Raw genomic sequence first — 26,892 nt, 5'->3', positions numbered from 1 at the left:
AATCCCTTGTAACGATGATGTTATTCACAGGGAAATCTTCGATGAGTGGAATAGCGTTAACTGTCAGTATGTTGGCTCTGGTCGCAGTTGTCGGTTTATGGATTGGCAATATCAAAATCCGCGGCGTCGGATTTGGTATCGGTGGCGTGCTGTTCGGGGGAATTATTGTTGGCCATTTCGTCAGTGAGGCTGGGGTAAGCCTGAATGGAGATATGCTTCATTTCATTCAGGAATTCGGCTTAATCCTCTTCGTCTATACCATTGGTATTCAGGTTGGGCCTGGCTTCTTTTCCTCGCTACGCGTTTCCGGTTTACGCCTTAATCTATTTGCTCTTCTGATTGTAGTGATTGGTGCGCTGGTCACGGCACTCGTCCATAAAATCTTCGATGTTCCGCTTCCCGTGGTGCTGGGTGTTTTCTCTGGAGCGGTAACTAACACTCCAGCGTTAGGTGCAGGTCAGCAAATTTTGACCGACCTCGGCACACCTTCAGAGTTGGTCGATAAAATGGGGATGAGCTACGCGATGGCTTATCCGTTCGGTATTTGCGGGATTCTTCTGACCATGTGGTTAATTCGCATGGCATTTAGAATTAATGTCGATCAAGAAGCACAACGCTTTGATAACAGTAGTGGGCAAAACCACGCGCAACTCCAGACCATGAATATCTGTGTTGCCAACCCTAACCTTAACGGATTACCTATTCAGGAAGTGCCGGTCCTTAATAGCGACACTATTATTTGTTCGCGTTTGAAACGTGGGGAATTGCTGATGGTGCCAGCGCCTGGCACGGTTATTCAAACCGGAGATTTACTCCACCTCGTCGGCCAGGAAAAAGATCTGCACTCTGCATTGCTGGTGATCGGCCAGCAGGTGGATACCTCGCTTTCGACTCGTGGCACAGACCTGCGCGTTGAACGTGTGGTGGTGACCAACGAGAAAGTGCTCGGCAAGAAAATTCGCGATCTGCATTTAAAACAAAAGTATGACGTGGTGATTTCGCGCCTGAATCGTGCAGGTATTGAACTGGTCGCAAGCAGCAATGCCAGCCTGCAATTTGGTGACATCCTGAACCTGGTGGGCCGCCCAGAATCAATAGAAGCGGTAGCCGCTGAAGTCGGTAACGCGCAACAGAAACTCCAACAGGTACAAATGCTTCCGGTATTTATCGGCATTGGTCTTGGAGTGTTGCTTGGTTCTATCCCGCTTTTCATCCCTGGTTTCCCTGTGGCTCTACGTCTTGGGCTGGCAGGTGGGCCGCTTATTATGGCGATCATTCTTGGGCGAATTGGCAGCATCGGCAAGCTGTATTGGTTTATGCCACCGAGTGCGAATCTGGCGCTGCGTGAATTGGGGATTGTGCTGTTTCTGGCGGTCGTCGGTTTAAAATCTGGCGGTGATTTTGTCAGTACTTTGCTGCACGGAGACGGAGTGAGTTGGATTGGCTACGGAATTCTGATTACGGGAATTCCATTGCTGGTTACTGCATTGTTGGCAAGATTGCTCGCCAAAATGAATTATCTGACACTGTGCGGAATGTTGGCAGGCTCAATGACCGATCCCCCTGCACTGGCTTTTGCCAACGGCTTGCACGCAACCAGTGGAGCTGCAGCGCTCTCTTATGCCACTGTTTATCCACTGGTCATGTTCCTGCGCATTATTACGCCGCAGCTACTGGCTGTATTGTTTTGGATGTGAATTTAACTCGTTGCGATAGCCATTTCTCCATGACGTTTTTTTGCTGGAAGATGGCTATCGCCGATTACGCATTTGCTGTTACAGGGTGATAAACAAAATCATTGAGGGTGTGATTTTTATGTAATCAATTGAACTACATGATTTTTTTATTTTCAATTTTGCAAATAATAGGATGAAATAGCGATTGTAGTGCCATCGATTTTTTTGCTATAACCGACAAGTGTTCTCATCATCGTTATCGTCACCGCTTACTTTTGTTAGCGGTTTTTTTTGCGTCCAGGAGCTATCATGTTGACCCCCCAAGTTATCAGGGAGGCGACTTCTTTCGCCTTCAATAATGCCATTCTAAAAAATGAAAAAATAATTGCATATAATCTAATTGGTACTTCCATTATTAATAAGTGCAATTTGAATAACTGTCTGATTGATACATATAGAGACCATGGTAGCTATTCGGGGATAGAGGTACTTAATGGTAAGGTAGTAAACTCATTGTTTAAAATAGATGGTGACCTCTTACTATTTGAGAACTTCATCGAAAACTCAGTGTTAAATTCAAAAGGAAAATTGCATATTAAAAATGGAGTATTACAAGATTCTTTTATAAGGCTAAATTCAGGTATTTCATTGCAATTGGAAGGAGTTGAGTCTCGGTCGATTGATATTGATAATACTGGAGAGCGCTTGTCGGAATTTTCTATTAAGGGATTGCTTGTTGATTGCGTCTTACGTGGTCTGGTTACTTTCTCTGGTATTGTTAATGCGATCATCTATTCATCTGTTCTACGAAGTTGCTTTTTTGAAAACACCTCATTCGAAAGCACGGTTATAAATAAGTGTAATTTACAACGCGTAGTCTTTATGAATTGCAATCTAAAAAATACCACTTTTTCACATTGCAACATTGTTGAACGCTCATTGGTATTGGAGGGTTGTGATGTTACAGGTGCTCGTTTTCTTAACATACCTAAGGGTGCCGTTAATTTTATAAACTGTTATGGTGCTGAAAAAGTACATTTCATCAAATAGCTGAATCCATTTTATGTATTAATTTCTAAAGAAAAATCACGCACGGTCGATAATGATACACAACACGTAGAATTCTGTTGCATATCGATCTACCCTATATAAGGAAGTGTATTGTGGAAAAGAATAATATCAGCTTTAATAAAATCTCTCCATCCAGACTTGCAGTAATTGTTGAAACAAGTGGCGCCAATTTTCATATGGAAGGAAAAGATGGGCACTCCGGAAAATGGGTTATTGGTAAAGGTAAAGTTCCGGAGGTTATTATTATTCGCAAGGAAGATGATGTAAATAAATCTCAATTCGATATTATAGTTGCAGATATAGTCAAGATTCATGAAGTTGAAGGCGTAAAAGTAAATAAGAAAGTAGTGTATTTTACAAATGCTCATATTCATGGGAAAACAACTTTGAATTGGGAAGAGTTCACAGGTAACCGTTCATATGGTTCAAAAATAAAATATATTAATGTTCCAGCAGGAATTCCCACGGATATTATTGCGTCAACGTTAACTGCTAAAAGACACGCGCCAAACAGAGACATTTATACAACTGTTATGACGAGTATATATGCTCCGGAAGTTGAGGACGTTGAAGAAATCCTTACTGATGTATCTCTGAGTGAAACAGAGAAACTGACGTACATTGAAGCGCGTCGGGGTCAGGGGATGTTCCGGGTGGAATGTTTGAAAATTTATCCAGCATGCCCTGTGACTGGTGTTTCTTTCCTTCCCCTACTTAAAGCAAGTCATATCAAACCCTGGCGCGCTTGTGAGACTGGTTCAGAACGGTTGAATCCTTATAACGGGATTATGCTCGCTGCTCATATAGACGTGCTTTTCGATAATGGTTACTTGTCGTTTACCAACGATGGCTTAGTAATGCTAAGCCCATGCTTTGACAGTAAAATATGGCAAGATTTAAACATCAAAATCCAACGGGTTCGCGAATTTCATCCAAAGGCTTACACATTTCTTGAATGGCATAGAGAAAATGTATTTAAGAAGTAAAAACGAATTCAGAGCTTTTAACGAAATTGCTGCCCATTAGGGCAGCAATTATCTTATTGTTATTAAATTAGTTATCAGCAAGCTATGTTTATTCCTCATCTCTTATTCTATTCATATGTACCCGCCGCAAATGGTAATCCACCTGGTATTCGCTGGCATTTCGGAACATCACTGAATAATTCACATAGTCACCGCTGTCGCTGTATGACAGTGACGTGATGCGCAGAATGGGTGTTAGCTCATCGATATTGAGCAGTTTTGCCATTTTCTTGTCGGCCAGCACGGGTGTGAGGCTTTCGTAGTTACCACAGACGATGATGTGGCACTCATCTTCGATATAACTGAATTTAGAACCTTCCAGATGTGCGATGGACAAATTACGGAATAATTTCACCGGCATATAGCTGTCTTCAACCATCAGCGGCTTACCATCCACCGAGCGAACCCGGCGCGAGAAATAGATCCGTTCATCAATATTAATGCGTAATTGGCTGGCGATTGCTGGCGGGGCGGGCATCACATTGAACTCCAGCACGTTGCTCACCACCTCTTTGCCCTGGTTGCGCATCACCTCAATAAACCCGGTAAGATTCGTCGTTTCATGATGAACATCTTTCTTCGCTACATAAGTGCCACTGCCATGGCGGCGTACGACCAACCCCCAGCCCACCAACAAATCGATGGCTTTACGAATCGTCATACGTGAAACACCAAACTCGCCTGCCAGGCGAACTTCAGAAGGTAGCGGGCTGCCAATGTTGTAATCAGCAGAATTTAGCCGGATGCGTAACCGATCGGCGATAGATTTGTAGATCACCTGTAGACCTCTTAGCCGCTTCGAATGGGGTTTATAAAACCGTCATTTCATTAATCAAATTCATAATTTAAATGATTTTTATTTCATATTTTCATGATGAATAAGAAATTAAAAATCATCGTGTCTATTTAACTATCAAAAAGTAGACAACTTACCCCAAATAAAAACTATGAAAGCGATCACGAATCGGTGCGACGGGCAACGATAAGTCATCTGCGTCTCCCTACTCTCAGTCTCAGGCCAGCGTTAAAACCAGCGTTAAAAAATAAGGCCATTTACCCTACAGGTTGTTACGTGAGGATTTAAAAATGCTCAGTCAAATACAACGTTTTGGTGGCGCAATGTTTACCCCGGTTTTGTTGTTTCCGTTCGCCGGGATTGTCGTAGGCATCGCCATTATGTTGCGCAATCCGATGTTCGTCGGCGAAGCGCTAACCGCACCCGATAATTTATTCGCGCAAATTGTTCACATTATTGAAGAAGGTGGCTGGACGGTATTCCGCAATATGCCGCTGATTTTTGCCGTCGGCTTACCGATTGGCCTCGCTAAGCAAGCGCAGGGCCGTGCTTGCTTAGCCGTACTGGTTAGCTTTATGACCTGGAACTACTTCATTAACGCCATGGGGATGACCTGGGGCCATTACTTCGGTGTTGATTTCAGCGCCGATCCGGTGGCGGGAACCGGGCTAACCATGATTGCCGGGATCAAAACGCTTGATACCAGCATCATTGGCGCGATTGTTATCTCCGGTTTTGTCACGGCTATCCACAACCGCTATTTCGAAAAACAACTCCCCGTCTTTCTTGGCATCTTCCAGGGCAGTTCATTTGTCGTGATTGTCGCCTTCTTTGCCATGATTCCTTGCGCCTGGCTCACCCTTTATGGCTGGCCGAAAGTGCAAATGGGCATTGAGTCTTTGCAGGAATTCTTGCGTAGCGCCGGTTCGCTTGGCGTCTGGGTTTATACCTTCCTGGAACGCATTCTGATTCCAACCGGCCTGCATCACTTCATCTACGGTCCGTTTATCTTTGGCCCGGCGGTAGTTGAAGGCGGTATTCAGGTTTACTGGGCGCAGCATTTGCAGGAGTTCAGCCAGAGCACGCTGCCTCTGAAAACCCTGTTCCCGGAAGGCGGATTTGCACTGCACGGCAACTCTAAGATCTTTGGCTGCCTGGGGATTGCGCTTGCTCTGTACGCCACCTCAGCACCTGAAAACCGCGTAAAAGTTGCTGGCCTGCTGATACCTGCAACGCTCACCGCGATGCTGGTGGGTATTACCGAGCCACTTGAATTTACCTTCCTGTTTATCTCGCCAGTCTTGTTTGCCGTCCACGCCTTCCTTGCCGCAACCATGGCGACCGTGATGTACATGTGTGGCGTGGTGGGCAACATGGGTGGCGGGCTTCTCGACCAGTTCCTGCCGCAAAACTGGATACCGATGTTCCACAACCATGCATCAATGATGTTTATCCAGATTGGTATTGGCCTCGTCTTCACCGGCATCTACTTCGTGGTGTTCCGCACCCTCATCTTGCGCTTCAACCTGAAAACACCAGGGCGTGAAGACAGTGAGGTCAAGCTGTACAGCAAGGCGGATTACCAGGCATCACGCAAGCAAACCACCGCTGCGGCGACCAAAGAGACCAAACAAGGTCAGGCCGCAGGCTTCCTCGAAGCGCTCGGCGGTACCGGCAACATTCTTAGCGTCAATAACTGTGCGACTCGCTTGCGTATCACCCTCGCAGATATGGCCCTGACGCACAGTGACGACATTTTCAAAGCGCTGGGCGCCCACGGTGTGGTGCGACGCGGCAACGGTATTCAGGTGATTGTGGGCCTGCATGTCCCGCAAGTCCGGGACCAACTTGAAACCCTGATGAAAGACACTTCTTCGACCGAACTTAAATCCATGACGGAGGCAGTATCATGAAAAAATTCTCTGTAGTAGTAGCCGGTGGCGGCAGCACATTCACTCCTGGTATCGTATTGATGTTACTGGCAAACCAGCACCGATTCCCGCTGCGTGCCCTGAAGTTTTATGACAATGACGGCGCACGCCAGGAAACGATTGCAGAAGCTTGCAAAGTTATCCTCAAAGAGCAGGCTCCTGAAATCGAGTTCAGCTATACCACCGACCCGAAAGAAGCCTTTACCGATGTGGACTTCGTGATGGCACACATCCGCGTGGGTAAATACCCGATGCGTGAACAAGATGAGAAAATCCCACTGCGCCATGGCGTTCTGGGCCAGGAAACCTGTGGACCAGGCGGGATTGCCTACGGTATGCGCTCCATCGGTGGCGTATTAGAGCTGGTTGATTTCATGGAGAAATACTCGCCAAACGCCTGGATGCTTAACTACTCCAACCCGGCAGCGATTGTGGCTGAAGCGACTCGTAAACTGCGCCCGAACGCGAAGATTCTCAACATTTGCGATATGCCAATCGGCATTGAAAGCCGCATGGCGCAAATTGCTGGCCTGAAAGATCGTAAAGAGATGCGCGTACGTTATTACGGCCTTAACCACTTTGGCTGGTGGACATCAATCGAGGATAAAAATGGCAACGATTTGATGCCGAAGATCCGCGAGCATGTGGCTAAATTTGGTTATGTCCCGCCATCAGATGAGCATGGAACCGAAGCCAGCTGGAACGATACATTCTCTAAAGCAAAAGATGTGTGGGCCCTGGACCCTAGCACCTTCCCTAATACTTACCTGAAATATTACCTGTTCCCGGATTATGTGGTTGAGCACTCCAACCCGGAACACACCCGCGCCAACGAAGTGATGGAACACCGTGAAAAACACGTGTTTGGTTCGTGTAATGCCATCATTCAGGCAGGGAAATCATCAGCAGGGGAGCTGGAGATTGACGAACATGCGTCGTACATCGTCGATCTGGCGGCGGCAATTGCCTTTAATACACAAGAACGCATGCTTTTGATTGTGCCAAACAACGGTGCGATTAATAACTTTGACCCGGAAGCAATGGTTGAAATTCCATGTCTGGTTGGGAAAAGTGGGCCGGAGCCACTGGTTGTCGGCAATATTCCGCAGTTCCAGAAAGGGTTGATGAGCCAGCAGGTGGCGGTCGAAAAACTGGTGGTTGAAGCCTGGGAAGAGCGCTCATACGTGAAGTTATGGCAGGCGATTACGCTGTCGAAAACCGTGCCAAGTGCATCGGTTGCCAAAGCGATTCTTGATGATTTGATCGTAGCGAACAAAGAGTACTGGCCTGAACTGAAATAAGTTTTGTTGAGTGTGGGTCACCCTCTCCCATAGGGAGAGGGTTGAGGTGAGGGTGGGCTTGTTACTTCGCTTTCGCCAGATATTGCGCCATCTCCGCTTCTGGCACCATGCCGCCGCCTGTCGCCCAAACGATATGAGTAGCATTTTGCAGTTGCTGCGCGGTGAAGCCATGCATCTGCTGGTAAGCCGTATCTGCACTTACGTGCAGCGGGCCTGGCATTCCTGCTAATGCTGAAGGCTCAAGACGAATATTTTCTTCTTCCGCAAGCCAGCCGAGCAACCGGTACATGGTCTGGTCTTCAAGAGTATAAAAACCATCGAGTAACCGTTGCATTGCGCGCCCAACAAACCCGGATGCACGCCCCACCGCCAGGCCATCAGCGGCAGTAACATTATCAATACCCAAATCTTGCACGGATATCTCATCATGCAGGCCGGTATAAACCCCCAGCAGCATACAAGGCGAATGCGTCGGTTCTGCAAAGAAGCAGTGAACGTTATCACCGAACGCCATTTTCAGACCAAATGCCACACCACCAGGCCCACCGCCCACGCCGCACGGCAGGTAAACAAACAGCGGGTGTTCTTTATCCACAACGCGACCTTGCTGGGTAAACTGGTCTTTTAAGCGCTGACCGGCAACTGAGTAGCCGAGGAAAAGCGTGCGGGAATTCTCATCGTCGATAAAGAAACAGTTAGGGTCGGATTCAGCCGCTTTGCGACCTTGTTCAACGGCAACACCGTAATCTTGCTCGTATTCCACAACCGTCACGCCATGGCTACGCAGTTTGGCTTTTTTCCACGCTCGGGCATCGGCAGACATATGTACGGTGACATTAAAGCCAATGCGCGCGCTCATGATGCCGATGGATAACCCCAGGTTGCCGGTTGAACCAACTGCGATGCTGTATTGGCTAAAGAAAGCTTTAAATTCAGGTGATAGCAGTCTGGTGTAATCATCTTCGGTGGTCAGTAAACCGGCTTCGATTGCCAGTTTTTCGGCATGAGTCAGGACTTCATAAATCCCGCCACGCGCTTTGATGGAACCTGAAATTGGCAGATGGCTGTCCTTTTTCAGCAGCAACTGGCCGCAGATTTTCTGATTAAACTCTTTTTCCAGGCGTTTTTGCATTGCTGGAATGGCGACCAGTTCGGACTCGATAATGCCGTTAGTCGCAGCGGTTTCCGGGAATGCCTGCGCCAGATAAGGCGCAAAACGCGTCAGGCGTGCATGGGCATCCTGCACATCTTCGGCGGTCAGCCCCACGTACGGTAAGCCTTCGGCGAATGTTGTGGTTTCCGGGTTAAACCAACGGGTTTCTTGCAAATCAATCAGATCGCGAACCAGCGGAAACTGTTGAATCAATGTGTTTATTTCAGCGTTTTTCATAAGACAATCTCTTTGCGCTTAGATGATAAAGGAAAGCAGGAACGTCGCGCCCAGTGCTAACAGAGAGGCGATAAAAGTCGCCGTTGTATAGTATTTGAATGTTTCGTTAAGCGTTGCGCCGCAATATTGCTTCACCAGCCAGAACAGTGAGTCCGTGACGATGGTGCAGCCAATTGCGCCGGAGCCAATAGCAATGGTGATAATTTCCGGGCTGACGTTGGGATAAAGCGGCAGCATCGGTGCCACAATCGCGGTTGCGCCCATCATAGCCACTGTTGCAGAGCCTACAGCCGCATGCAAAATCAGGGCGACCAGCCATGCCAGCAGGATCGGGTGCATATGCAAATTGGAGAGCAACACCGCCAGCGAATCTGCCAGGCCACTGGTTTTCAGAATGGCGTTAAACGCACCGCCCGCACCGATAATCAGCAAAATGTTGGCGATAGAACCAAAGCCATTCTCGGTATGGGTTAACAGTTGGCTCATGCCGATATGCTGGCGTAATCCAAGCACGTAATAGGCGACAAACACCGCAATAAACATGGCTGTGATTGGGTTGCCGATAAACTCCAGCAGTGTATATAACGCCCCTCCTTTCGCCATATTCAGCTCGGCGAGGGTTTTGATCAGCATCAGGCCAATCGGCAGTAAAATCGTAAACAGCGTCGCGCCCAATGAAGGCAGCGTTTCTTCGTTACGCACTTTCAGGTCAGAAAATTCAGCAGGGACCGCTTTAAACGGCAGACGATTTCCAACGATTTTCAGGAACAGCGGCCCGCCGACTAACGATGCGGTTAAACCCACCAGTAAACCATACACAATCACTGTGCCGACATCCGCACCCAGTTTGTTGGTGACAAACATCGCCGCTGGGTGTGGCGGAACCACGCAATGCACTGCCATTAACGCAGTACACAATGGAATAGCCAGTTTCAGCAAAGAGGTATTGGTCTTTTTGGCGATAGAAAATGCCAGCGGAATCAGCAACACCACTCCAACCTCTACGAACAGCGTGATACCGCAAATCAAACCGACTAAAACCATAATCACGTCAGCCGATAACCATCGACAACGCTGTAACGCCAGGCCAATTCGTTCGGCACCGCCTGACACTTCCATCATCTTGCCCAGAATCGTGCCAAGGCCAATGACCGCCGCGAGGAAGCCCAACGTACTGCCAATGCCGTTTTCAATGGCGTTCACCATATCCAGCGGGCTCATACTCATCATGGTGCCGACAAAAAAACTGGCCAGCAACAAAGCGAGGAAAGGGTGAAACTTCAGTTTTACGATGGTAAAGACGATTAAAATTATGCTGCTGAGCAGCGTTCCCACAACCCAAATCTGAGATTCCATACCCACCTCACTCTGCGATTTATCTGCCACTATTGGATAAAAATTGCTCCTGGCTGACAAACGATATAAATAGCATCTCAGATGAGCCAGATTGAGGCAAAAGAGTGATTCAGGTCGAAATCAGGGGTGTTAAATTGATGTTGGTTCGATTTTTCACATCTTAAAACGACGTTTTCGAGGGCGTATTTTACAATGTCGCCATGATTTATCTTTCAGGAAAGCGCTATGGACCCGATTCGTGAAGTCAGAAACCGCCTGCTCAACGGCTGGCAGCTATCAAAACTCTACACATTTGAAGTCGCAGCTCGGCATCAATCCTTCGCGCTGGCAGCGGCAGAGCTTTCGCTAAGTTCGAGCGCGGTCAGCCATCGGATTAATCAGCTTGAGCAGGAGTTGGGGATCCAGCTGTTTGTGCGTTCACACCGTAAAGTTGAGTTAACACATGAAGGAAAACGAGTTTTTTGGGCGCTGAAATCATCGCTGGATACGTTAAATCAGGAGATCCTGGATATCAAAAACCAGGAGCTGTCGGGCTTACTGACTATTTATTCGCGTCCTTCAATTGCTCAGTGTTGGCTGGTGCCGATTTTGGGCGATTTTACGCGGCGCTACCCTTCCATTTCACTGACCATTCTCACTGGCAACGACAACGTGAATCTGCAACGTGCTGGAGTCGACCTGGCGCTTTATTTTGACGATGCCCCTTCATCACAGCTAACCCATCATTTTCTGATGGATGAAGACATCTTGCCGGTTTGCAGTCCGGAATACGCACAGCGATTCGAATTGCATAATAAACCAGAGTTCTTACGAAACTGTACGCTGCTACATGACCGCCAGGCGTGGAGTAACGATTCGGGCACGGACGAATGGCATAGCTGGGCGCAACATTTTTCCATCGATTTACCTTCATCTTCAGGCATTGGATTTGATCGTTCAGACTTAGCTGTTATTGCCGCCGTAAACCAGATAGGTGTGGCAATGGGGCGCAAAAGGCTGGTGCAAAAGCGCCTGGATCGCGGCGAGTTAGTTGCTCCATTTGGTGATATGACGTTGAAATGTCATCAACATTATTACGCAACCACGCTACCCGGGCGGCAATGGCCAAAAATTGAAGCATTTATTCACTGGCTGCAATCACAAGTTTAATTTGGTGCTGTCACAGCGTTGTTTCATGTGCGGGACGAACTCCGAAAAATGAGTCTGTTGTAACTTTCAGTTGATGCCTTCCGTCAATTTATGTATTTTTATGCAAATTAAATGCATAACTAAATAACTTTTCGGAGTGCAAAATGTTCAGGAAATTAGTTAAATCAGTTGTTTTCGCCGGGTGCATGTTGTTCTCCGTTGTCTCTTCCGCTTATGCCGCGCAGCAGACTTATGTTGTGGGCTCTGGTGGTACGTACCGCCCGTTTGAATTTGAAAACAGCCAGAAACAGCTGGAAGGTTTTGATATCGATATCATCAAAGCTATCGCCAAAGCAGAAGGCTTTGATATCAAACTGGTTAATACACCGTGGGAAGGAATTTTTGCCACGCTGAACTCCGGCGACCGTGACATCATTATTTCTGGCATCACCATCACCGATAAACGCAAAGCGATGGTTGATTTCTCCGCGCCATATTTCCCGGCAGAGCAGTCCATCGTGGTACCCAATGACTCCAAAGTGGATTCCGTTAACGCGCTAAAAGGTAAGAAAGTCGGCGTGGTGAACTCTAGCGCAGGCGATACTGTCGTGTCCGATACGCTGGGTAAAAACAGCACTGATATCAAACGCTTTGATAATACGCCGCTGATGCTGCAAGAACTTGCTGAAGACGGCATAGACGCGGCAGTTGGCGATGTGGGTGTGGTGAAGTACTACATCAAATCTCACCCGGAAAAAGCGTTGAAAGCGGTTAAAGATGACAAATTCGAACGCCAGTATTTCGGTATTGCCGTAGCGAAAGATAACCAGGAACTGCTGGGTAAAATCAACGCAGGCCTGAAGAAAATCGTCGCCGACGGGACCTACGCAAAAATCTATTCCACGTGGTTTGATAGCAACGTTCCAACTCTTCCCGCTGAATAATTTGCGATACCCGTTAGCATTCGAGTTGCAGCCAACACCCCTGCAGCTTGAAGGATAATGGGTATATGACTTGGGGCCGTTTCGGCCCCAACAAGGACAGGTATGACCGGATTTCGCTGGGAGATAATCTCAGAATACGCGCCGCTATTTATGCAAGGCGCGATCATGACCATCAAGTGCACCATCATCTGCGTTATTTTAGGCACCACATGGGGCTTGCTGCTTGGTCTGGGCCGCATGGCGCATGCCGAAGATGGCCCGTGGAAACACGTGCTGCGTTATGCGGTGCAGTGGCCGGTGCGCGTTTACGTCAGTGCGTTCCGTGGCACACCACTGTTTGTGCAAATCATGGTGGTTCACTTTGCGCTGGTACCGCTGTTTATCAACCCGCGTGATGGCATGTTGGTGACCAGTGGGCTGATGTCGGTGGATTTTGCCCGTGCACTGCGCTCTGAATATGGCGCATTTCTCTCGTGCGTGGTGGCGATTACGCTCAACGCCGGGGCTTATGTCTCTGAGATTTTCCGTGCGGGTATTCAGTCTATCGATAAAGGCCAGATGGAAGCTTCCCGCGCTTTAGGTATGGGCTGGGGCAAAACGATGCGCAAAGTGATTTTGCCGCAGGCATTCCGCCGGATTCTGCCGCCGCTAGGTAATAACGCTATCGCCATTGTGAAAGATTCTTCACTGGCTTCAGCGATTGGCCTTGCAGATTTGGCCTACGCCGCACGTACCGTCTCTGGCGCTTATGCGACTTATTGGGAACCGTACCTGACGATCTCGCTGGTGTATTGGGTGCTGACGTTCATGCTCTCGCTGATGGTGCAACACATGGAAAAGAGGTTTGGCAAAAGTGATTCACGTTAAGGATTTACAGAAACAATTTGGCAAAACCCATGTGCTGCGTGGCATTTCCTGTGATATCGCGCCACAGGAAGTGGTGTGTGTGATTGGTCCGTCCGGTTCCGGTAAGAGTACCTTTCTACGCTGCCTGAACGCGCTGGAAAAGCCGGATGGTGGTGAGGTTATGGTGAACGGTTTTGCCGTACACGACCCAAAAACTAACCTCAACACGCTGCGCGAAAGTATTGGCATGGTATTCCAGCGTTTTAACCTGTTCCCACATATGACAGTGCTGGAAAACCTGACGATGGCGCCGATGTCGCTTAAAGGTTTATCGAAGGCTGAAGCCGTGTCGCGTGCGGAAAAACTGCTGCAAAAGGTTGGGTTGATAGACAAAATCGACGCCTGGCCGTCAAGTCTTTCCGGTGGGCAGCAGCAGCGTGTGGCGATTGCCCGTGCGCTGGCAATGGAGCCGTCGATCATTCTGTTTGATGAGCCAACTTCAGCACTCGACCCGGAACTGGTAGGTGAAGTGCTAGCCGTGATGAAACAGCTGGCTCTGGAAGGAATGACGATGGTTATCGTCACTCACGAAATGGGGTTTGCCCGTGAAGTGGCAGATCGCGTGGTGTTTATTGATCAGGGTGTGATTCAGGAGCAGGGACCACCGTCGCAACTGTTTAGCAACCCGACTAACCCACGTACCAAAGAGTTTTTGAGTAAAGTGCTTTAAGTTGGATAGTGTCGGGTAGCGCTACGCTTACCCGACCTACGCTTGCGTTTCACCTTCTCGGGTTGAGCGGAAATTACACCGCTTCACCATGCCGCTGAAACTTATGCGACAACGGAAGCCAGCAAAACAAAATCATCACACCCATCGCGGTCATCAACATACCGAGGCTGAATTGCCCGGTTTGTGGCAGCAACGCAGAAAACCACGCCATTGCACCAGAACCGATATTTTGTAGCCCCCCAACCAGCGCGCCCGCGGTACCTGCGAGGAATGGGAACGGCTCCATTGCGCCGCTGGTCGCCAGTGGGAATAACATCCCTGCACCGAAGAAGAACAGCGCGGCTGGCACCAGTAATGTCCAGATGTTCATAATTCCAAGCCAGCCTGGAATCCACATTAAAATGCCGGCAAACAGGCAGCTCAATACGGCTTGCCACATCAATGAAGAGAAGCGCGCATTCTCCCGGCCAGCATACCAGGAGCCAAAGAAGGCTGCTGGGATAGGGAGAATAAACAGAATACTCACTACTACGCCATTGAGCCCAAGAACGCCGCCCATCAATACACCGGAACAGGCTTCAAATACGGCTACGCCTGCCAGTCCACCGACCAGCATCAGCAGATAACAATTAAACGAACCGCTGCCTAGTAAGGCTTTATAGCTCGTAACCAGTCGTTGAGGTTTAGCCTGAACCGGGCGCGTTTCAGGTAACCAGCGCAACATGCAGAAGGTGACAATGGTGCAAAGCACCAGCAAGAAGCCGTAGCAAGCACGCCAGCCCCATACGGAATCAAGCATCCCGCCGATGACCGGAGCCAATAGCGGGCTGACCAGAATCCCCATATTCAGCAGACTGTTGGCTGAACGGAGCGATGCACCTTCGTAAAGGTCACGCGGCATGGTTCGTGCCATCACACCTGCAACGCCTGTCCCCATTCCCTGCAACGCACTGGCAATCACCAGAGCCGTTAAATTAGTGGTGAACAGAGCCCAAAGTGTGGCGAGGATGAAAATACTCATCCCGGTGAGAATGACCGGGCGGCGGCCGATGCGGTCTGAGATCGGCCCGTAGACAAGTTGCGACACGCCATAGGTCAGCAAATACGCCGCCATCACTTGCTGAATTGCCCCACTGCGCACGCCGAAGTCGTGAGCCATATCGGGAATTGAAGGGATATAAATGGTTTGCGTCATTTGCCCGACAGCAACCAGCAGAATCAACATCATCAGCAGGTGAATATTGGCTAACTTTTTCATTTTCTCAGGTGTTATTTGTGGTGTAGATGCCAATCGTCAGTTTATAAAACTGACTACGCCAAAAAATCGAGAGGAATCTACCACACAAAGACGATGAAACCCTATGGCCTGACACCTTTTGAATGAGAGATAAATTGGCAGCATGTAAAGCCTGAACGGCAATTTATGTTGCCAGCGAAACGGCAACAGAGGTTTATAAAAAGGAGGCGGTTTCCCGCCTCCTTTTGGTGCGACTTGAAGACGATGAATTACTTGAAGTATTTCATGGCGACCTCAAGCAGTTGCAGTAACGCAACCATGAGTTTCAGAAACGCAATAGCCAGTCCCATCAAGCCCATACGCTTTCTCCTGTTACCAGGAGCACTTTCAGCAGACGAGCCTTTCCGCTGCCTGTAGCCTGCTGAATTTGTTGAGGTGATCCGATGTGCTCCACTGAGGTTAAGGCACTGACGGCACCACCCGTTTCAGCCAGGACTTAAATTGCGCGGCGGTTTGCGGCCTCAGAGCACATCACATTCAACACAATCAGTATACCCATTATACTGTATAAATAAACAGTAAAAAGATGAAAATGCGAACAGCTTCGCAAGCCATAGATTTATGCGTTGTTCACATTAGCAGCAAGTATTTGCACCACGGTGGGTTTCGTCGTATATTTTGGAGGTTGATGTGATCTGGTGTGCGAAGCAGTAAAAGCACTAGTAGCAAAAACAAAAAACCTCGCCTCACCAGCGGGGTTTTTTGTTTTTGTAGGTTCTGAAATTGACTGAGTTCTAAAACCCGTGGGGAACGGATTGCCCGAAGCCATCGCCGCTGTCAGTGCTGTTATCCTGCCGTCCTCGTGCTTCCAGCCTGTCTGCACGCATTTTCTCGCTTATTTCTCTGCGCTGCTCAGTGGTTAAATTTTCACGGCCATAATACTGATCCGGATATTGCGAGCGCATGATTAATGCCTCGTTAGTCTCTGCCGGGCTAATGGTTTTATGCCCGTCATAGCCTGAGGTATCAGTCGATGAACAGCCAATCACGGCAAGTGGGATAAGCACTATCAGAGCAAATTTGTAAGCCATATCTCTTCCTGAAGCAGCACGATGGTAAGCGTATTCACGCAGCGTATCATGGTTAGTTTAGCTGCGACTGCCTGGCGTCACACGATTTGGCGAAATGTTTAAACACACTCTTTCAAACGACTTTCCTCACCGGTTTTCATTTGCGAATTACCCTTAATAAGCTTGCTAATGATTCATAAACTGAATACTGGAGAGAAAAATGACTAAGCATTGTTTTTCCGCTTTGCTGCTCAGCGCATTGCTGCTGAGTGCTGGTTCTATGGCGACGGCAGCTGAAAATGTTATCAGACCGGTGCGTGGCATTATCGATGCTGTGAATGGTAATACGCTCAAAATCACCACGCGGCAGGGGGAGAAGCTCGATGTCGCACTGACCGATCAAACTAAAGTGAATAGTGTCAGCGAGGCAAAAGTAAGTGATATCAAACCTGATAGTTTTGTTGGCACAGCGGCGGTGCAGCAGGCTGATGGCACGCTGAAAGCGTTAGAAGTACATGTATTCGCACCGAGTTTGCGGGGATCGGGTGAAGGGTTTAACCCTTTTGAGTCTGCCGACGGCAATGTAAACACCATGACCAACGGTACGGTCGGAAAACTGGTTAATAGTCATGGCCGTACGATGACGGTGAAGGTTAAAGATCAGGAAAAAACAGTCATTGTTCCGGATGACGCTCCGGTCGTGCTGATTACCCCAGCGGATAAATCACTGTTGAAACCAGGTACTAAAGTCGTTTTACATACCACGAAAGATGACAAAGGTCAGTTGGTTGCACGCGGTATATCCGCTGGTAAAGATGGCCTGACACCGCCGATGTAAATGCAGAGTTTTTCGCCCTGGCAATGAGCCAGGGCGAGATACAGCCAAATCCAATGCTTAAGACAGTGGGCTCAGCGTAATTTCTACGCGGCGGTTCTGCGCTTTGCCTTCAGCCGTGCTGTTGCTGGCGATTGGATTCGCCGGGCCTGCACCTGTGGTACGCACACGGTTTGCTGCCACACCTTGGGTGATCAGCGCGCTACCCACACCATCTGCACGCTGCTGGGAAAGCTTCATATTCAGCTCCTGGCTGCCGGTGCTGTCAGTGTAACCCACGATGTTAACCGCAGTTTTTGGGTATTCTTTTAATACCATTGCCACGCCGGTCAGGGTATTCGCACCAGCCGGTTTCAGTGTTGCGCTGCTGCTGTCGAAGGTGACATTGTTTGGCATGTTAAGCACGATGTTGTCGCCACTACGCGTCACACTCACGCCTGTTCCCTGCATTTTTTCGCGAAGTTTCGCTTCCTGCACATCCATGTAATAACCGACGCCACCACCTAATGCAGCACCTGCTGCGGCACCAATCAAAGCGCCTTTGCCGCGATCTTTTTTCGATGAGGAGAGAGCGCCAACGCCTGCGCCTACCAGCGAGCCAATACCGGCTCCAATGCCTGATTTCCCTGCTTCACGTTCGCCGGTGTAAGGGTTGGTAGTACAACCAGAAACTGCTAACGTGCCGCAAACAATGGCGGCAATCATCATGACGCGTTTTTTCATCTCATTTCCTTTGTGAATTTAATAACTCAACCGCGACTTCAGCGGCGGTTGATTATGCCGTGTGAATGTGTAGAAATTTCTATAGAGTCGTCTGAATTTGTAAACAAAATATTGAGTGGCCATCAGGCCGCCACCTGCACAACACCTGCAAATAAGGGAGCCCGAATTGGCTAACGCATTCTCATCAAACAAGAAAATTCTAACTGCCGCACACTGGGGCCCGATGATCGTTGAAACTGACGGAGAGCGAGTTCTCGCTTCCAGAGGGGCATTGGAAACTGGGCATGAGAATTCATTGCAAAGCGCAGTTCCAGACCAGGTACACAGTAAAGCTCGTGTGCAGTATCCCATGGCCAGGAAAGGTTTTCTTGTCTCACCCGAGGCACCACAAGGTGTGCGGGGTGAAGATGAGTATGTGCGCATCAGCTGGGATGAAGCGCTCCAGTTGATTCACCAGCAGCACCAACGCATTCGCAAGACTTATGGAGCAGCGTCTATTTTCGCGGGTTCCTACGGCTGGCGCTCCAATGGGGTGCTTCATAAAGCGTCTACGTTATTACAGCGTTATATGAATCTGGCGGGCGGCTATACCGGGCATTTGGGGGATTATTCCACCGGTGCGGCACAAGTCATTATGCCGTATGTGGTTGGATCAAATGAGGTTTATCAGCAGCAAACCAGCTGGCCGTTGGTGCTTGAGCATAGCGATGTGGTGGTGCTGTGGAGCGCCAACCCATTGAACACACTAAAGATTGCCTGGAACGCCAGCGACGAACAGGGCGTGAAGTTTTTTGAGCAACTGAAAAACAGCGGTAAAACCGTGATCGCCATTGATCCGATGCGATCGGAAACGGTGGATTTCTTTGGTGAAAATGCCCAGTGGATTGCTCCAAATATGGGAACTGATGTCGCGCTGATGTTGGGTATCGCGCATACGCTGGTTAAACACGGCTGGCACGACACAGACTTCCTGGTGCGCTGTACTCATGGCTACGAAAAATTCGCCGCTTATCTGACGGGTGAAACCGATGGCCAGCCGAAAAACGCCGAATGGGCGGCGAAGATTTGTGGTGTGCCGGTGCAAACCATTGAATATCTGGCGCAGGTGTTTAGCCGCAATCGCACCATGCTGATGTCGGGCTGGGGGATGCAGCGCCAGCAGTATGGTGAGCAAAAGCACTGGATGCTGGTCACGCTTGCAGCGATGCTGGGGCAAATTGGTACACCGGGCGGCGGTTTTGGTTTGTCTTATCACTTTGCGAACGGCGGCAACCCGACGCGACGCGCGGCGGTGCTGGGTTCAATGCAGGGAACGGTGGCAAACGGTACAGATGCTGTCGAAAAAATCCCGGTGGCACGCATTGTTGAGGCGCTGGAAAACCCAGGTGGCGAGTATCAGCACAATGGGCAGCAAAAAATATTCCCGGATATTCGCATGCTCTGGTGGGCGGGTGGCGGCAATTTTACCCACCATCAAGATACCAATCGTCTAATAAAGGCCTGGCAGAAACCGGAGTTGGTCGTTATTTCCGAATGCTTCTGGACGGCGGCCGCAAAACACGCAGATATTGTGTTGCCGATCACCACATCGTTTGAGCGTAATGATTTAACGATGACCGGTGATTACAGTAACCAGCATTTAGTGCCGATGAAGCAGGTCGTTTCCCCACAAGGGGAGGCGCGCAATGATTTCGATGTTTTTGCCCAACTCAGTGCATTGTGGGAAGAGGGCGGTGAAGCCCGTTTTACGGAGGGAAAAACCGAGCTGCAATGGCTGGAAGAGTTCTATGACATTGCGCGCAAGCGCGGTGCGACACAGCAGGTCGAACTGCCGGAATTTAAACAGTTCTGGGAAGCTAACCAACTGATAGAAATGCCGGAAAGTGAAAAGAACGCCGGATTTATCCGTTTCGCTGATTTCCGCCATGATCCGCAGGCTAATCCATTAAAAACACCAAGCGGAAAAATCGAAATTTACTCCGAGCGTATTGCCAGTTTTGGTTACGCTGATTGCCCTCCGCATCCGACCTGGCTTGCGCCAGACGAATGGCAAGGCAATGCGCAGTCCGGCCAGCTTCAACTGCTTTCATCTCATCCGGCACACCGCCTGCACAGCCAACTCAACTATGCGGCATTGCGTGACAAATATGCGATTGCCGGGCGTGAGCCGTTAACGTTGCATCCAAAAGATGCGGCTGAACATGGCATTGCGGATGGTGATTTAGTGCGTGTCTGGAATGCGCGTGGGCAGGTGCTGGTGGGTGCGCTGGTAACAGAAGGCATCAAGCCTGGAGTAGTCTGTATTCACCAGGGGGCGTGGCCGGATTTAGACGATGAAAAGCTGTGTAAAAACGGTGCGGTGAATGTGCTGACCCTCGATATTCCGACTTCGCGTCTGGCAAATGGCTGTGCTGCAAACTCGTCTCTGGTGTGGGCCGAAAAGTATCTCGGCCCGGTACCGGAAGTTACGGCATTTGTTCCGCCTGCCAGCTCATAATCCAGGTCGGGTGGTGCGTTTCGTTTTGCCAGGCGCTTTCTTCAATGCGAAAGCCCTGGTGATGGTAGAAATGTACTGCCCGATGATTCTTCTGGTAAACCTCAAGGCTTAGTGAGGGATAAAGCGCTTTGACGTGCTCCATTAACGCTTGCCCGATTCCTTTGCCAATAAACGGTTCGCTAACAAATAGTGCGCCAATAAATAGCGAATCCAGCACGCTAATAAATCCCACCATTTTGTCCTGGTGCAGATAAACCCAGGTCGCAGATTGCGGAATATAGACATTCCGTACGATGGACTCACTTTCGTGCCAGTAATTTTCGCTAATAAATGGATGAGCCTGAATCGTGCTGGCAAGCCAGATTTCAATCAGTTCATCCATTTCACCAGGCTGTAAGCGGCGAATCATTTGAGATTATCGGGGTGGCAGAAGCAAGTGGTGACGTGGTCATTGACCAGCCCGCAGGCCTGCATAAATGAGTAGCAAATGGTTGACCCCACAAACTTAAAGCCGCGTTTTTTCAGCGCTTTTGATAACGCGTCGGAAGCAGGGGTGGTGGTAGGGATTTCTGCAAGCGTTGCGGCCTGCGTAATCTGCGCCTGGTTATCGACAAACGACCAGACAAACTCCGGGAATTTCTCACCGTTGGCTTCCATCGCCAGATACGCTTTCGCGTTATTGATGATGGCTTCTATTTTCCCGCGATGGCGGATAATACCGGCATCCTGTACCAGTTCGTCGACATCTTCCGGTTGCAGTAAAGCCACGGCTTGAGGATCGAAATTTTTAAAGCAGCGACGGTAGTTTTCGCGTTTTTTCAGCACGGTTATCCATGATAAACCGGCCTGTTGTCCTTCAAGGCAAATCATCTCAAACAGGTGTTGCCCGTCAGTCATCGGCACACCCCATTCCTTATCGTGGTACTCGATATAGAGCGGGTCATTGGATACCCATCCACAACGCAGCATACGTCTCTCCTTTGATGAAATTTCTCGTGCCAACTTGACGTGCGAAATAAAGCGACAATAGTTAATTCAGGGCCATCTTGATACACCATGAGTTATTTAGGGGTTATCCGCAAGCCCGACAAAAAGACTAATAATATCGCCGGATTTGGCTCTTTTCTGGAGTCGTTTTGATGATCAAAATTATACGCAGTGGTCGCCGTGTCACTTTCTCCACGGTGCTGGCTTTGTGTTGCCTGTCACACGCTACGAATGTATTTGCCTGGCAACAAGAATATGTCGCCGAAGAAACTTCGGGCGAAGCGCAGGATCGTTACACTTGGGACAGTAATCGCCAACCAAGCTACAACGATATTCTCGCAGAAAGGATTAATTCTTCTTTTACCTCCCAAAACCAGGAGGGGCTGATGCTCGTTTCTGGTAACGATAATATTAGCGCTGATACCTCACGTTTGGGCATCGGCTGGAATATCTCTTTGCCTGGCAATATCACAACCGGCCCGACAGCAAAATACAGTTGGGATGGCACAACGCCCGGGATTTATAACGAGTATGGCGACACGGCTGTCGCAGCGCGCTTTACCGATCAGCTCTGGCATGCCAGCGTCTCTACTGTGGGTTGGCGTCTGGATTCGTCGGTCGGCTATCTGCGCCCGTGGGCCCAGGTTAGCTATAACCATCAATATGGTGAAAATCTCTGGAAGGCACAGTCAGGACTGCGAACAAATGTCGTGACGAGTCAGGATGCGAGCTGGATGGATGTGACCGTGGGTGCCGATATGCCAATTGGTAAAAATATGGCAGCGTTTGCTTCTATGTCGCAAGCCGAAGGATTAACGACGGGTGAGGCATATATATATAACGTTGGCGTCAGTGCGCGTTTTTGATCATTAACGTAACCTTCAATTGATATATTTAACATTTAATAATCAGTGTTTACGCACCTTATATTGATAGTAATTACTAACGTTATTCATTTTTGAATCAACGTCCAGGCCATTCATACCCTCTCAGGTGCATTTCATTCCGGCCTGAGTGCACTTCATGCCTTTTTCTCCTGGAATAAAATGCACTTCGTTACTCTTGGCAGCAGAAGATTTCTCTTAAATTTTGCGGACATCTGCCATGAATAATTCTACCTACAACCGTACTCGTTGGTTAACTCTGATCGGCACCATCATTACCCAGTTTGCATTGGGTTCCGTTTATACCTGGAGCTTGTTCAACAGCGCACTGTCGCAAAAGCTGGGTGAGCCAATCAGCCAGGTGGCATTCTCCTTCGGTTTACTCAGCCTTGGCCTTGCGATTTCTTCCTCTGTTGCGGGTAAATTGCAGGAACGTTTTGGTGTACGAAAAGTAACGATGGCGGCAGGTGTGCTGCTGGGTGTTGGTTTCTTCCTTACCGCCCACTCCAACAATCTGCTGATGTTGTGGTTGAGTGCGGGTGTGCTGGTGGGCCTGGCAGATGGTGCAGGTTACCTGTTAACGCTTTCCAACTGCGTGAAATGGTTCCCTGAGCGTAAAGGTCTGATTTCCGCATTTGCCATTGGCTCTTATGGCCTCGGCAGCCTGGGCTTCAAATATATCGACAGCCATTTGCTGGCGACCGTCGGCCTGGAAAGCACCTTCATGATCTGGGGTGGCCTGGCGATGGTGATGATTCTGTTCGGTTCAATGCTGATGAAAGATGCGCCATTGCAGGAAGTTAAAACCGCAAATGGTGTGGCTGAAAAAGATTACACCCTGGCTGAATCCATGCGTAAACCGCAGTATTGGATGCTGGCAGTAATGTTCCTGACAGCTTGCATGAGTGGCCTGTACGTGATTGGTGTGGCGAAAGATATCGCACAAGGCATGGTGCATTTAACTGCTGAATCTGCGGCAAATGCGGTAACCGTTATCGCCATTGCTAACCTGAGTGGCCGCCTGGTGTTGGGTATTCTGTCCGATAAGATTGCTCGTATCCGCGTTATCACTATCGGTCAGGTCATTTCTTTAGTCGGTATGGCTGCACTGCTATTCGCTCCACTTAATGAAGTGACTTTCTTTGCCGCGATTGCCTGCGTAGCGTTTAACTTCGGCGGTACTATCACCGTTTACCCATCACTGGTGAGCGAGTTCTTTGGTCTGAATAACCTGACTAAAAACTACGGTGTGATTTACTTAGGCTTCGGTATTGGCAGCATTTGTGGTTCGATTATCGCTTCCATCTTCGGCGGCTTCTACGTGACCTTCTGCGTCATCTTTGCCCTGCTGATTTTGTCTCTGGCGATTTCAACTACCATCCGCACTCCAGCGCGCGAAGTTTATCAAGAAGCTCACGCTTGATAGCGAGCCATTAACGCCGCAAACCATGCCGCCGGGACGTTGTACGGCGGCATCATTAATTGTGAAATCCCCTGCTCTATAATGCCTTCAGCTTGTGCTTTTAAAATCTCATTTCCCCGCTGTAACCCTGCCAACTGAATACGTTTTTCTATCAAATAGACTCGAGCAAAGTGCGGGTCGTAGAGCAAAATTTCACGCGTGTTATCGATGATGTCAGCCAGTTTGATGGTTTGCGCTTCCTGGCTTGCGTTGGCGGTATGCAGGAAGTGAGCACGTTTACGATGCATGCGATTGGTGCCGGGGAGTTGTTCAGGGTTGGTAACCATTGCCACCAAAGTCGCCACATCCGGGCCAAAGTGCTCCTGAATGTCGATAAGCGTGGTGCCGGTGTCCTCAACAGTGTCGTGCAACCAGGCTGCCGCGAGCACTTCCTCAATGGGAGAAACGCTCCTGACTATCTCCACCACGGCTGCTGGATGGACGATATATGGCTCAAGAGTATATTTGCGGAGCTGATCGCAAGCCGCATGAGCTTTCGTTGCATATCGGCGTGCGCGTTCTTCTAAAGACAGCATAACTACCTCTCTGCATCACCAATATTGCCTGATATGTTCCATAACCCACCTGCGTTGAGCCAGCATGAGATATGTAAACAAGCGTGTGAATCACGAATTTTGCCGATACTTTTTTCTCTCCCTATGTTCTACTAATCCGCGCCAAAAATTGGCTAAGAATCATCCTGATTCGGACTCTATTTTTTATTGCTCAGAATTTTCTTCACCAGAGGGAGTCTGAGTGATGTTTATAACATCTCCTTTTTGCTTTATTTTTCGGACAACCTGCATGAATTACATTAAATCGATGGCCCAGCAGAAACTCTGTTTTCTGTTAGCGGTATACATCGGCATATTTTTAAACCTCTCGGTTTTTTATAATCGTTTCATGGGATTTGCTCAGGACTTTAGTCGCCTGAAAGGTTTCTCCATGGTTGCTGAGGTTGTGGCTTGCGTTCTGGTCACTTTCTTTTTATTCCGCGTGTTATCCCTGTTCGGTCGTACCGTCTGGCGCATCCTCGCTACATTAATCGTGTTGTGCTCCGTCGGTGCCAGCTATTACATGACGTTGCTTAACGTCGTTATTGGCTACGGTATTATCGCCTCGGTGATGACTACAGATATCGACCTCTCGAAAGAAATTGTCGGGTATCAATTCGTATTGTGGATGGTTTTGGTCAGTGCTATTCCGTTGGTACTTATCTGGGGAAGCAAAACACGCGATACCCTCCTCAACCAATTGAAAACCCCAGGTCAACGCATCAAAAACGTGGCCATTGTGCTGTTGGCTGGACTGATGGTTTGGGCACCACTGCGTTTACTCGATAAACAACAAAATCGCACAGAAAAACGCTCCACGGTAGATATGCCAAGCTACGGCGGCGTGGTGGCTAACTCTTATCTGCCATCAAACTGGGTCTCAGCGTTGGGTCTTTTTGCCTGGGCCCAGGCTGATGAGTCCAACGATAATAGTTCGTTGCTCAACCCAGCGAAGAAGTTTACTTATGTCGCGCCAAAAGAGCTCGATGATACCTATGTTGTGTTTGTGATTGGCGAAACCACTCGCTGGGATCACATGGGTATTCTGGGCTATGACCGTGACACCACACCAAAACTCGCCCAGGAGAAAAATCTGGTCGCGTTCAGAGGTGAATCTTGCGATACCGCGACTAAGCTTTCGCTGCGTTGTATGTTCGTGCGTGAAGGCGGCGCGGAAGAGAATCCGCAGCGTACTCTGAAAGAGCAGAACGTCTTTGCGGTACTTAAACAGCTTGGTTTCAGCTCAAACCTTTTTGCGATGCAAAGTGAAGTCTGGTTCTACGGCAACACCATGGCAGATAACTTCTCTTACCGTGAGCAGATTGCCGCTGAACCGCGTAACCGTGGCAAGCAGGTCGATGATATGTTGCTGGTTGAAGAGATGAGACGCTCTGTTGACGAGCATCCAAAGGGTAAGCATTTGATTGTGCTGCACACCAAAGGCTCGCACTTCTCTTACGTACAACGTTACCCGCGCAGCTACGCGAAATGGACTCCAGAGTGCGTCAGCATTGATAAAGAGTGCAGCAAAGAGCAGCTGATTAACGCTTTTGATAACTCCGTGCTGTATACCGACAGTGTGCTTGAACAAGTGATTTCTGAGCTGCGTGATAAGCGTGCGATTATTTTTTATGCCTCTGATCACGGTGAGTCTATCGACGAGCACAAACACTTGCATGGTACGCCACGTAAAATGGCTCCACCTGAGCAGTTCCGTGTGCCGTTACTGGTTTGGGCATCTGATAAATATTTGGAAAACCCGGATCGCGCACGTGAGTTTGCACATATGCAGGAACAGGCAAAAATGAAGGTGCCGCATCGCCATGTTGAACTGTATGACACCATCATGGGTTGCCTGGGTTACACGTCTCCAGACGGTGGTATCAACCAGAACAACAACTGGTGCCATGTGCCGGAAAAGAAAGCCGCACAGTAACTTTTTAGCCACATGTGCTGGAATTTAAAGCAAACAGACAGGATTTTGAATTTCAGGGATTGACGGGTAAAACGGTGCGCAGTAAGATGCGCTCCGCATTCGGCGAGTAGCGCAGCTTGGTAGCGCAACTGGTTTGGGACCAGTGGGTCGGAGGTTCGAATCCTCTCTCGCCGACCAAATTTAGAAAAGACCAACCTTCGGGTTGGTCTTTTTGCATCTGGAGTTTGAAGAGGATGAGAACCTCCGAAGGAGGTTTGAGCCGAGCGAAGCGAGACAACGTTGCTTCAGCAACGGCCCGCAGGGGAATAATCCTCTCTCGCCGACCAAATTTAGAAAAGACCAACCTTCGGGTTGGTCTTTTTGCATCTGGAGTTTACCGCCACGCATCTGACATCTCGCTCATCCGCCCCACGTTAAATCCCTAATCTTGCAAAAATATCCGCTTCATCGTCCAACATCTGTCTTTATATGCTTTTGTGACATTTCCCATCGTATTTTGTTATGGAAAATCGT

General features: G+C 49.0%; 23 protein-coding genes, 1 tRNA gene and 1 other RNA gene. 16 read left to right on the top strand and 9 right to left on the bottom strand.

Annotated features, from left to right (window positions below; all coding sequences use genetic code 11):
* The first annotated feature begins 41 nt into the window (after positions 1-41).
* The 3 genes from LVQ76_RS19785 (at position 42) to LVQ76_RS22410 (ending at position 3,733) form a co-directional block, all read left to right on the top strand.
* Positions 42-1,697 (top strand): putative transporter, encoded by a 1,656-nt coding sequence (locus LVQ76_RS19785; RefSeq protein ID WP_232905423.1) that lies wholly within the window; start codon positions 42-44, stop codon positions 1,695-1,697.
* A 288-nt stretch (positions 1,698-1,985) separates the two neighbouring features.
* On the top strand, positions 1,986-2,726 hold the full coding sequence (locus tag LVQ76_RS19780) for a pentapeptide repeat-containing protein (protein WP_232905422.1): 741 nt from the start codon (positions 1,986-1,988) through the stop codon (positions 2,724-2,726).
* A 113-nt stretch (positions 2,727-2,839) separates the two neighbouring features.
* Positions 2,840-3,733: an HNH endonuclease gene (locus LVQ76_RS22410; protein ID WP_232905421.1), complete on the top strand. Its 894-nt coding sequence runs from the start codon at positions 2,840-2,842 to the stop codon at positions 3,731-3,733.
* 88 nt (positions 3,734-3,821) lie between these two features.
* Here the strand turns inward: LVQ76_RS22410 and LVQ76_RS19770 are convergent, their stop codons facing one another.
* Positions 3,822-4,550, bottom strand: coding sequence for a GntR family transcriptional regulator (locus tag LVQ76_RS19770; protein WP_232922317.1), 729 nt, complete (start codon positions 4,548-4,550; stop codon positions 3,822-3,824).
* 308 nt (positions 4,551-4,858) lie between these two features.
* On the opposite strand from LVQ76_RS19770, the gene LVQ76_RS19765 reads away from it, so the two are divergent.
* Positions 4,859-6,481, top strand: a complete 1,623-nt coding sequence (locus LVQ76_RS19765) for an alpha-glucoside-specific PTS transporter subunit IIBC (RefSeq protein ID WP_232922316.1) — start codon at positions 4,859-4,861, stop codon at positions 6,479-6,481.
* Positions 6,478-7,800: a 6-phospho-alpha-glucosidase gene (locus LVQ76_RS19760; RefSeq protein WP_232905418.1), complete on the top strand. Its 1,323-nt coding sequence runs from the start codon at positions 6,478-6,480 to the stop codon at positions 7,798-7,800. The genes LVQ76_RS19765 and LVQ76_RS19760 overlap by 4 nt, the downstream gene beginning before the upstream one ends.
* Before the next feature lie 61 nt (positions 7,801-7,861).
* Here LVQ76_RS19760 and dsdA read toward each other — a convergent pair whose 3' ends face one another.
* Entirely contained in the window at positions 7,862-9,190 is a 1,329-nt protein-coding gene (dsdA, locus tag LVQ76_RS19755; RefSeq protein WP_232863972.1) for a D-serine ammonia-lyase, read from the bottom strand.
* An 18-nt stretch (positions 9,191-9,208) separates the two neighbouring features.
* Entirely contained in the window at positions 9,209-10,546 is a 1,338-nt protein-coding gene (gene dsdX / locus LVQ76_RS19750) for a D-serine transporter DsdX (RefSeq protein WP_232905416.1), read from the bottom strand.
* A gap of 225 nt (positions 10,547-10,771) precedes the next feature.
* On the opposite strand from dsdX, the gene dsdC reads away from it, so the two are divergent.
* The 4 genes from dsdC (at position 10,772) to LVQ76_RS19730 (ending at position 14,194) form a co-directional block, all read left to right on the top strand.
* The gene (gene dsdC / locus LVQ76_RS19745) at positions 10,772-11,695 is read left to right on the top strand and encodes a DNA-binding transcriptional regulator DsdC (RefSeq protein ID WP_034460646.1); all 924 of its coding nucleotides are present in this window, start codon (positions 10,772-10,774) and stop codon (positions 11,693-11,695) included.
* 185 nt (positions 11,696-11,880) lie between these two features.
* The gene (locus LVQ76_RS19740; protein WP_370640085.1) at positions 11,881-12,618 is read left to right on the top strand and encodes a basic amino acid ABC transporter substrate-binding protein; all 738 of its coding nucleotides are present in this window, start codon (positions 11,881-11,883) and stop codon (positions 12,616-12,618) included.
* A gap of 102 nt (positions 12,619-12,720) precedes the next feature.
* Positions 12,721-13,485 carry an amino acid ABC transporter permease gene (locus LVQ76_RS19735; RefSeq protein WP_151993883.1) on the top strand — a complete coding sequence of 255 codons (765 nt, stop codon included), beginning with the start codon at positions 12,721-12,723 and terminating at the stop codon, positions 13,483-13,485.
* Positions 13,472-14,194, top strand: a complete 723-nt coding sequence (locus tag LVQ76_RS19730) for an amino acid ABC transporter ATP-binding protein (RefSeq protein WP_064514790.1) — start codon at positions 13,472-13,474, stop codon at positions 14,192-14,194. The genes LVQ76_RS19735 and LVQ76_RS19730 overlap by 14 nt, the downstream gene beginning before the upstream one ends.
* A gap of 73 nt (positions 14,195-14,267) precedes the next feature.
* Here the strand turns inward: LVQ76_RS19730 and emrD are convergent, their stop codons facing one another.
* Both emrD and LVQ76_RS19715 read right to left on the bottom strand, forming a co-directional pair.
* Positions 14,268-15,452, bottom strand: a complete 1,185-nt coding sequence (gene emrD / locus LVQ76_RS19725) for a multidrug efflux MFS transporter EmrD (protein ID WP_232863969.1) — start codon at positions 15,450-15,452, stop codon at positions 14,268-14,270.
* 773 nt (positions 15,453-16,225) lie between these two features.
* On the bottom strand, positions 16,226-16,522 hold the full coding sequence (locus LVQ76_RS19715) for a hypothetical protein (RefSeq protein WP_232905415.1): 297 nt from the start codon (positions 16,520-16,522) through the stop codon (positions 16,226-16,228).
* A gap of 199 nt (positions 16,523-16,721) precedes the next feature.
* On the opposite strand from LVQ76_RS19715, the gene LVQ76_RS19710 reads away from it, so the two are divergent.
* Complete coding sequence (locus tag LVQ76_RS19710) at positions 16,722-17,339, top strand: DUF5666 domain-containing protein (RefSeq protein WP_232922314.1); 618 nt, start codon at positions 16,722-16,724, stop codon at positions 17,337-17,339.
* Positions 17,340-17,396: 57 nt separating this feature from the next.
* Here LVQ76_RS19710 and LVQ76_RS19705 read toward each other — a convergent pair whose 3' ends face one another.
* Complete coding sequence (locus tag LVQ76_RS19705; RefSeq protein WP_034460637.1) at positions 17,397-18,059, bottom strand: OmpA family lipoprotein; 663 nt, start codon at positions 18,057-18,059, stop codon at positions 17,397-17,399.
* Between the two features lie 166 nt (positions 18,060-18,225).
* Here LVQ76_RS19705 and LVQ76_RS19700 point away from each other — a divergent pair, with 166 nt between their 5' ends.
* Positions 18,226-20,556 (top strand): molybdopterin guanine dinucleotide-containing S/N-oxide reductase, encoded by a 2,331-nt coding sequence (locus LVQ76_RS19700; RefSeq protein WP_255681856.1) that lies wholly within the window; start codon positions 18,226-18,228, stop codon positions 20,554-20,556.
* Here the strand turns inward: LVQ76_RS19700 and LVQ76_RS19695 are convergent.
* On the bottom strand, positions 20,525-20,965 hold the full coding sequence (locus LVQ76_RS19695; RefSeq protein ID WP_064514779.1) for an N-acetyltransferase: 441 nt from the start codon (positions 20,963-20,965) through the stop codon (positions 20,525-20,527). The two genes, LVQ76_RS19700 and LVQ76_RS19695, sit on opposite strands and share 32 nt — an antisense overlap.
* Positions 20,962-21,525 (bottom strand): DNA-3-methyladenine glycosylase I, encoded by a 564-nt coding sequence (tag, locus tag LVQ76_RS19690; protein WP_064514777.1) that lies wholly within the window; start codon positions 21,523-21,525, stop codon positions 20,962-20,964. The genes LVQ76_RS19695 and tag overlap by 4 nt, the downstream gene beginning before the upstream one ends.
* 170 nt (positions 21,526-21,695) lie before the next feature.
* On the opposite strand from tag, the gene LVQ76_RS19685 reads away from it, so the two are divergent.
* Together LVQ76_RS19685 and LVQ76_RS19680 are read left to right on the top strand one after the other, a co-directional pair.
* A complete protein-coding gene (locus LVQ76_RS19685) occupies positions 21,696-22,409 on the top strand; it encodes an autotransporter domain-containing protein (protein WP_232922312.1) in 714 nt (237 codons plus the stop codon).
* A 238-nt stretch (positions 22,410-22,647) separates the two neighbouring features.
* Positions 22,648-23,850: an L-lactate MFS transporter gene (locus LVQ76_RS19680; protein WP_232863964.1), complete on the top strand. Its 1,203-nt coding sequence runs from the start codon at positions 22,648-22,650 to the stop codon at positions 23,848-23,850.
* Here LVQ76_RS19680 and LVQ76_RS19675 read toward each other — a convergent pair.
* Positions 23,841-24,425, bottom strand: a complete 585-nt coding sequence (locus LVQ76_RS19675; RefSeq protein ID WP_232922311.1) for an HD domain-containing protein — start codon at positions 24,423-24,425, stop codon at positions 23,841-23,843. The two genes, LVQ76_RS19680 and LVQ76_RS19675, sit on opposite strands and share 10 nt — an antisense overlap.
* A gap of 268 nt (positions 24,426-24,693) precedes the next feature.
* Between LVQ76_RS19675 and eptB the strand changes: the two genes are divergently transcribed.
* From eptB to LVQ76_RS19660, 3 genes are all read left to right on the top strand, one after another.
* Positions 24,694-26,379: a kdo(2)-lipid A phosphoethanolamine 7''-transferase gene (gene eptB / locus LVQ76_RS19670; protein ID WP_232922310.1), complete on the top strand. Its 1,686-nt coding sequence runs from the start codon at positions 24,694-24,696 to the stop codon at positions 26,377-26,379.
* Between the two features lie 100 nt (positions 26,380-26,479).
* A tRNA-Pro gene (locus tag LVQ76_RS19665) sits at positions 26,480-26,556 on the top strand.
* 35 nt (positions 26,557-26,591) lie between these two features.
* A non-coding RNA gene (locus LVQ76_RS19660) (RtT sRNA) lies at positions 26,592-26,705 on the top strand.
* Positions 26,706-26,892 lie beyond the last annotated feature (187 nt).

The sequence above is a fragment of the Buttiauxella cochleicola genome (assembly GCF_021283185.1).
Taxonomy (GTDB): Bacteria; Pseudomonadota; Gammaproteobacteria; order Enterobacterales; family Enterobacteriaceae; genus Buttiauxella; species Buttiauxella massiliensis.
This window is presented reverse-complemented; position numbering and strand designations above follow the sequence as displayed.

Excerpts from the sequence above, each read along its gene's own strand:
- LVQ76_RS19765 (WP_232922316.1), top strand. The coding sequence starts at position 4,859 with ATGCTCAGTCAAATACAACGTTTTGGTGGCGCAATGTTTACCCCGGTT.
- eptB (WP_232922310.1), top strand. The coding sequence starts at position 24,694 with ATGAATTACATTAAATCGATGGCCCAGCAGAAACTCTGTTTTCTGTTA.
- LVQ76_RS19780 (WP_232905422.1), top strand. The coding sequence starts at position 1,986 with ATGTTGACCCCCCAAGTTATCAGGGAGGCGACTTCTTTCGCCTTCAAT.
- LVQ76_RS19710 (WP_232922314.1), top strand. The coding sequence starts at position 16,722 with ATGACTAAGCATTGTTTTTCCGCTTTGCTGCTCAGCGCATTGCTGCTG.
- LVQ76_RS19705 (WP_034460637.1), bottom strand. The coding sequence starts at position 18,059 with ATGAAAAAACGCGTCATGATGATTGCCGCCATTGTTTGCGGCACGTTA.
- LVQ76_RS19760 (WP_232905418.1), top strand. The coding sequence starts at position 6,478 with ATGAAAAAATTCTCTGTAGTAGTAGCCGGTGGCGGCAGCACATTCACT.
- LVQ76_RS19685 (WP_232922312.1), top strand. The coding sequence starts at position 21,696 with ATGATCAAAATTATACGCAGTGGTCGCCGTGTCACTTTCTCCACGGTG.
- LVQ76_RS19675 (WP_232922311.1), bottom strand. The coding sequence starts at position 24,425 with ATGCTGTCTTTAGAAGAACGCGCACGCCGATATGCAACGAAAGCTCAT.
- dsdC (WP_034460646.1), top strand. The coding sequence starts at position 10,772 with ATGGACCCGATTCGTGAAGTCAGAAACCGCCTGCTCAACGGCTGGCAG.
- LVQ76_RS19715 (WP_232905415.1), bottom strand. The coding sequence starts at position 16,522 with ATGGCTTACAAATTTGCTCTGATAGTGCTTATCCCACTTGCCGTGATT.
- tag (WP_064514777.1), bottom strand. The coding sequence starts at position 21,525 with ATGCTGCGTTGTGGATGGGTATCCAATGACCCGCTCTATATCGAGTAC.
- LVQ76_RS19695 (WP_064514779.1), bottom strand. The coding sequence starts at position 20,965 with ATGATTCGCCGCTTACAGCCTGGTGAAATGGATGAACTGATTGAAATC.
- LVQ76_RS19680 (WP_232863964.1), top strand. The coding sequence starts at position 22,648 with ATGAATAATTCTACCTACAACCGTACTCGTTGGTTAACTCTGATCGGC.
- dsdA (WP_232863972.1), bottom strand. The coding sequence starts at position 9,190 with ATGAAAAACGCTGAAATAAACACATTGATTCAACAGTTTCCGCTGGTT.
- LVQ76_RS19740 (WP_370640085.1), top strand. The coding sequence starts at position 11,881 with ATGTTGTTCTCCGTTGTCTCTTCCGCTTATGCCGCGCAGCAGACTTAT.
- LVQ76_RS19735 (WP_151993883.1), top strand. The coding sequence starts at position 12,721 with ATGACCGGATTTCGCTGGGAGATAATCTCAGAATACGCGCCGCTATTT.
- emrD (WP_232863969.1), bottom strand. The coding sequence starts at position 15,452 with ATGAAAAAGTTAGCCAATATTCACCTGCTGATGATGTTGATTCTGCTG.
- LVQ76_RS19785 (WP_232905423.1), top strand. The coding sequence starts at position 42 with ATGAGTGGAATAGCGTTAACTGTCAGTATGTTGGCTCTGGTCGCAGTT.
- dsdX (WP_232905416.1), bottom strand. The coding sequence starts at position 10,546 with ATGGAATCTCAGATTTGGGTTGTGGGAACGCTGCTCAGCAGCATAATT.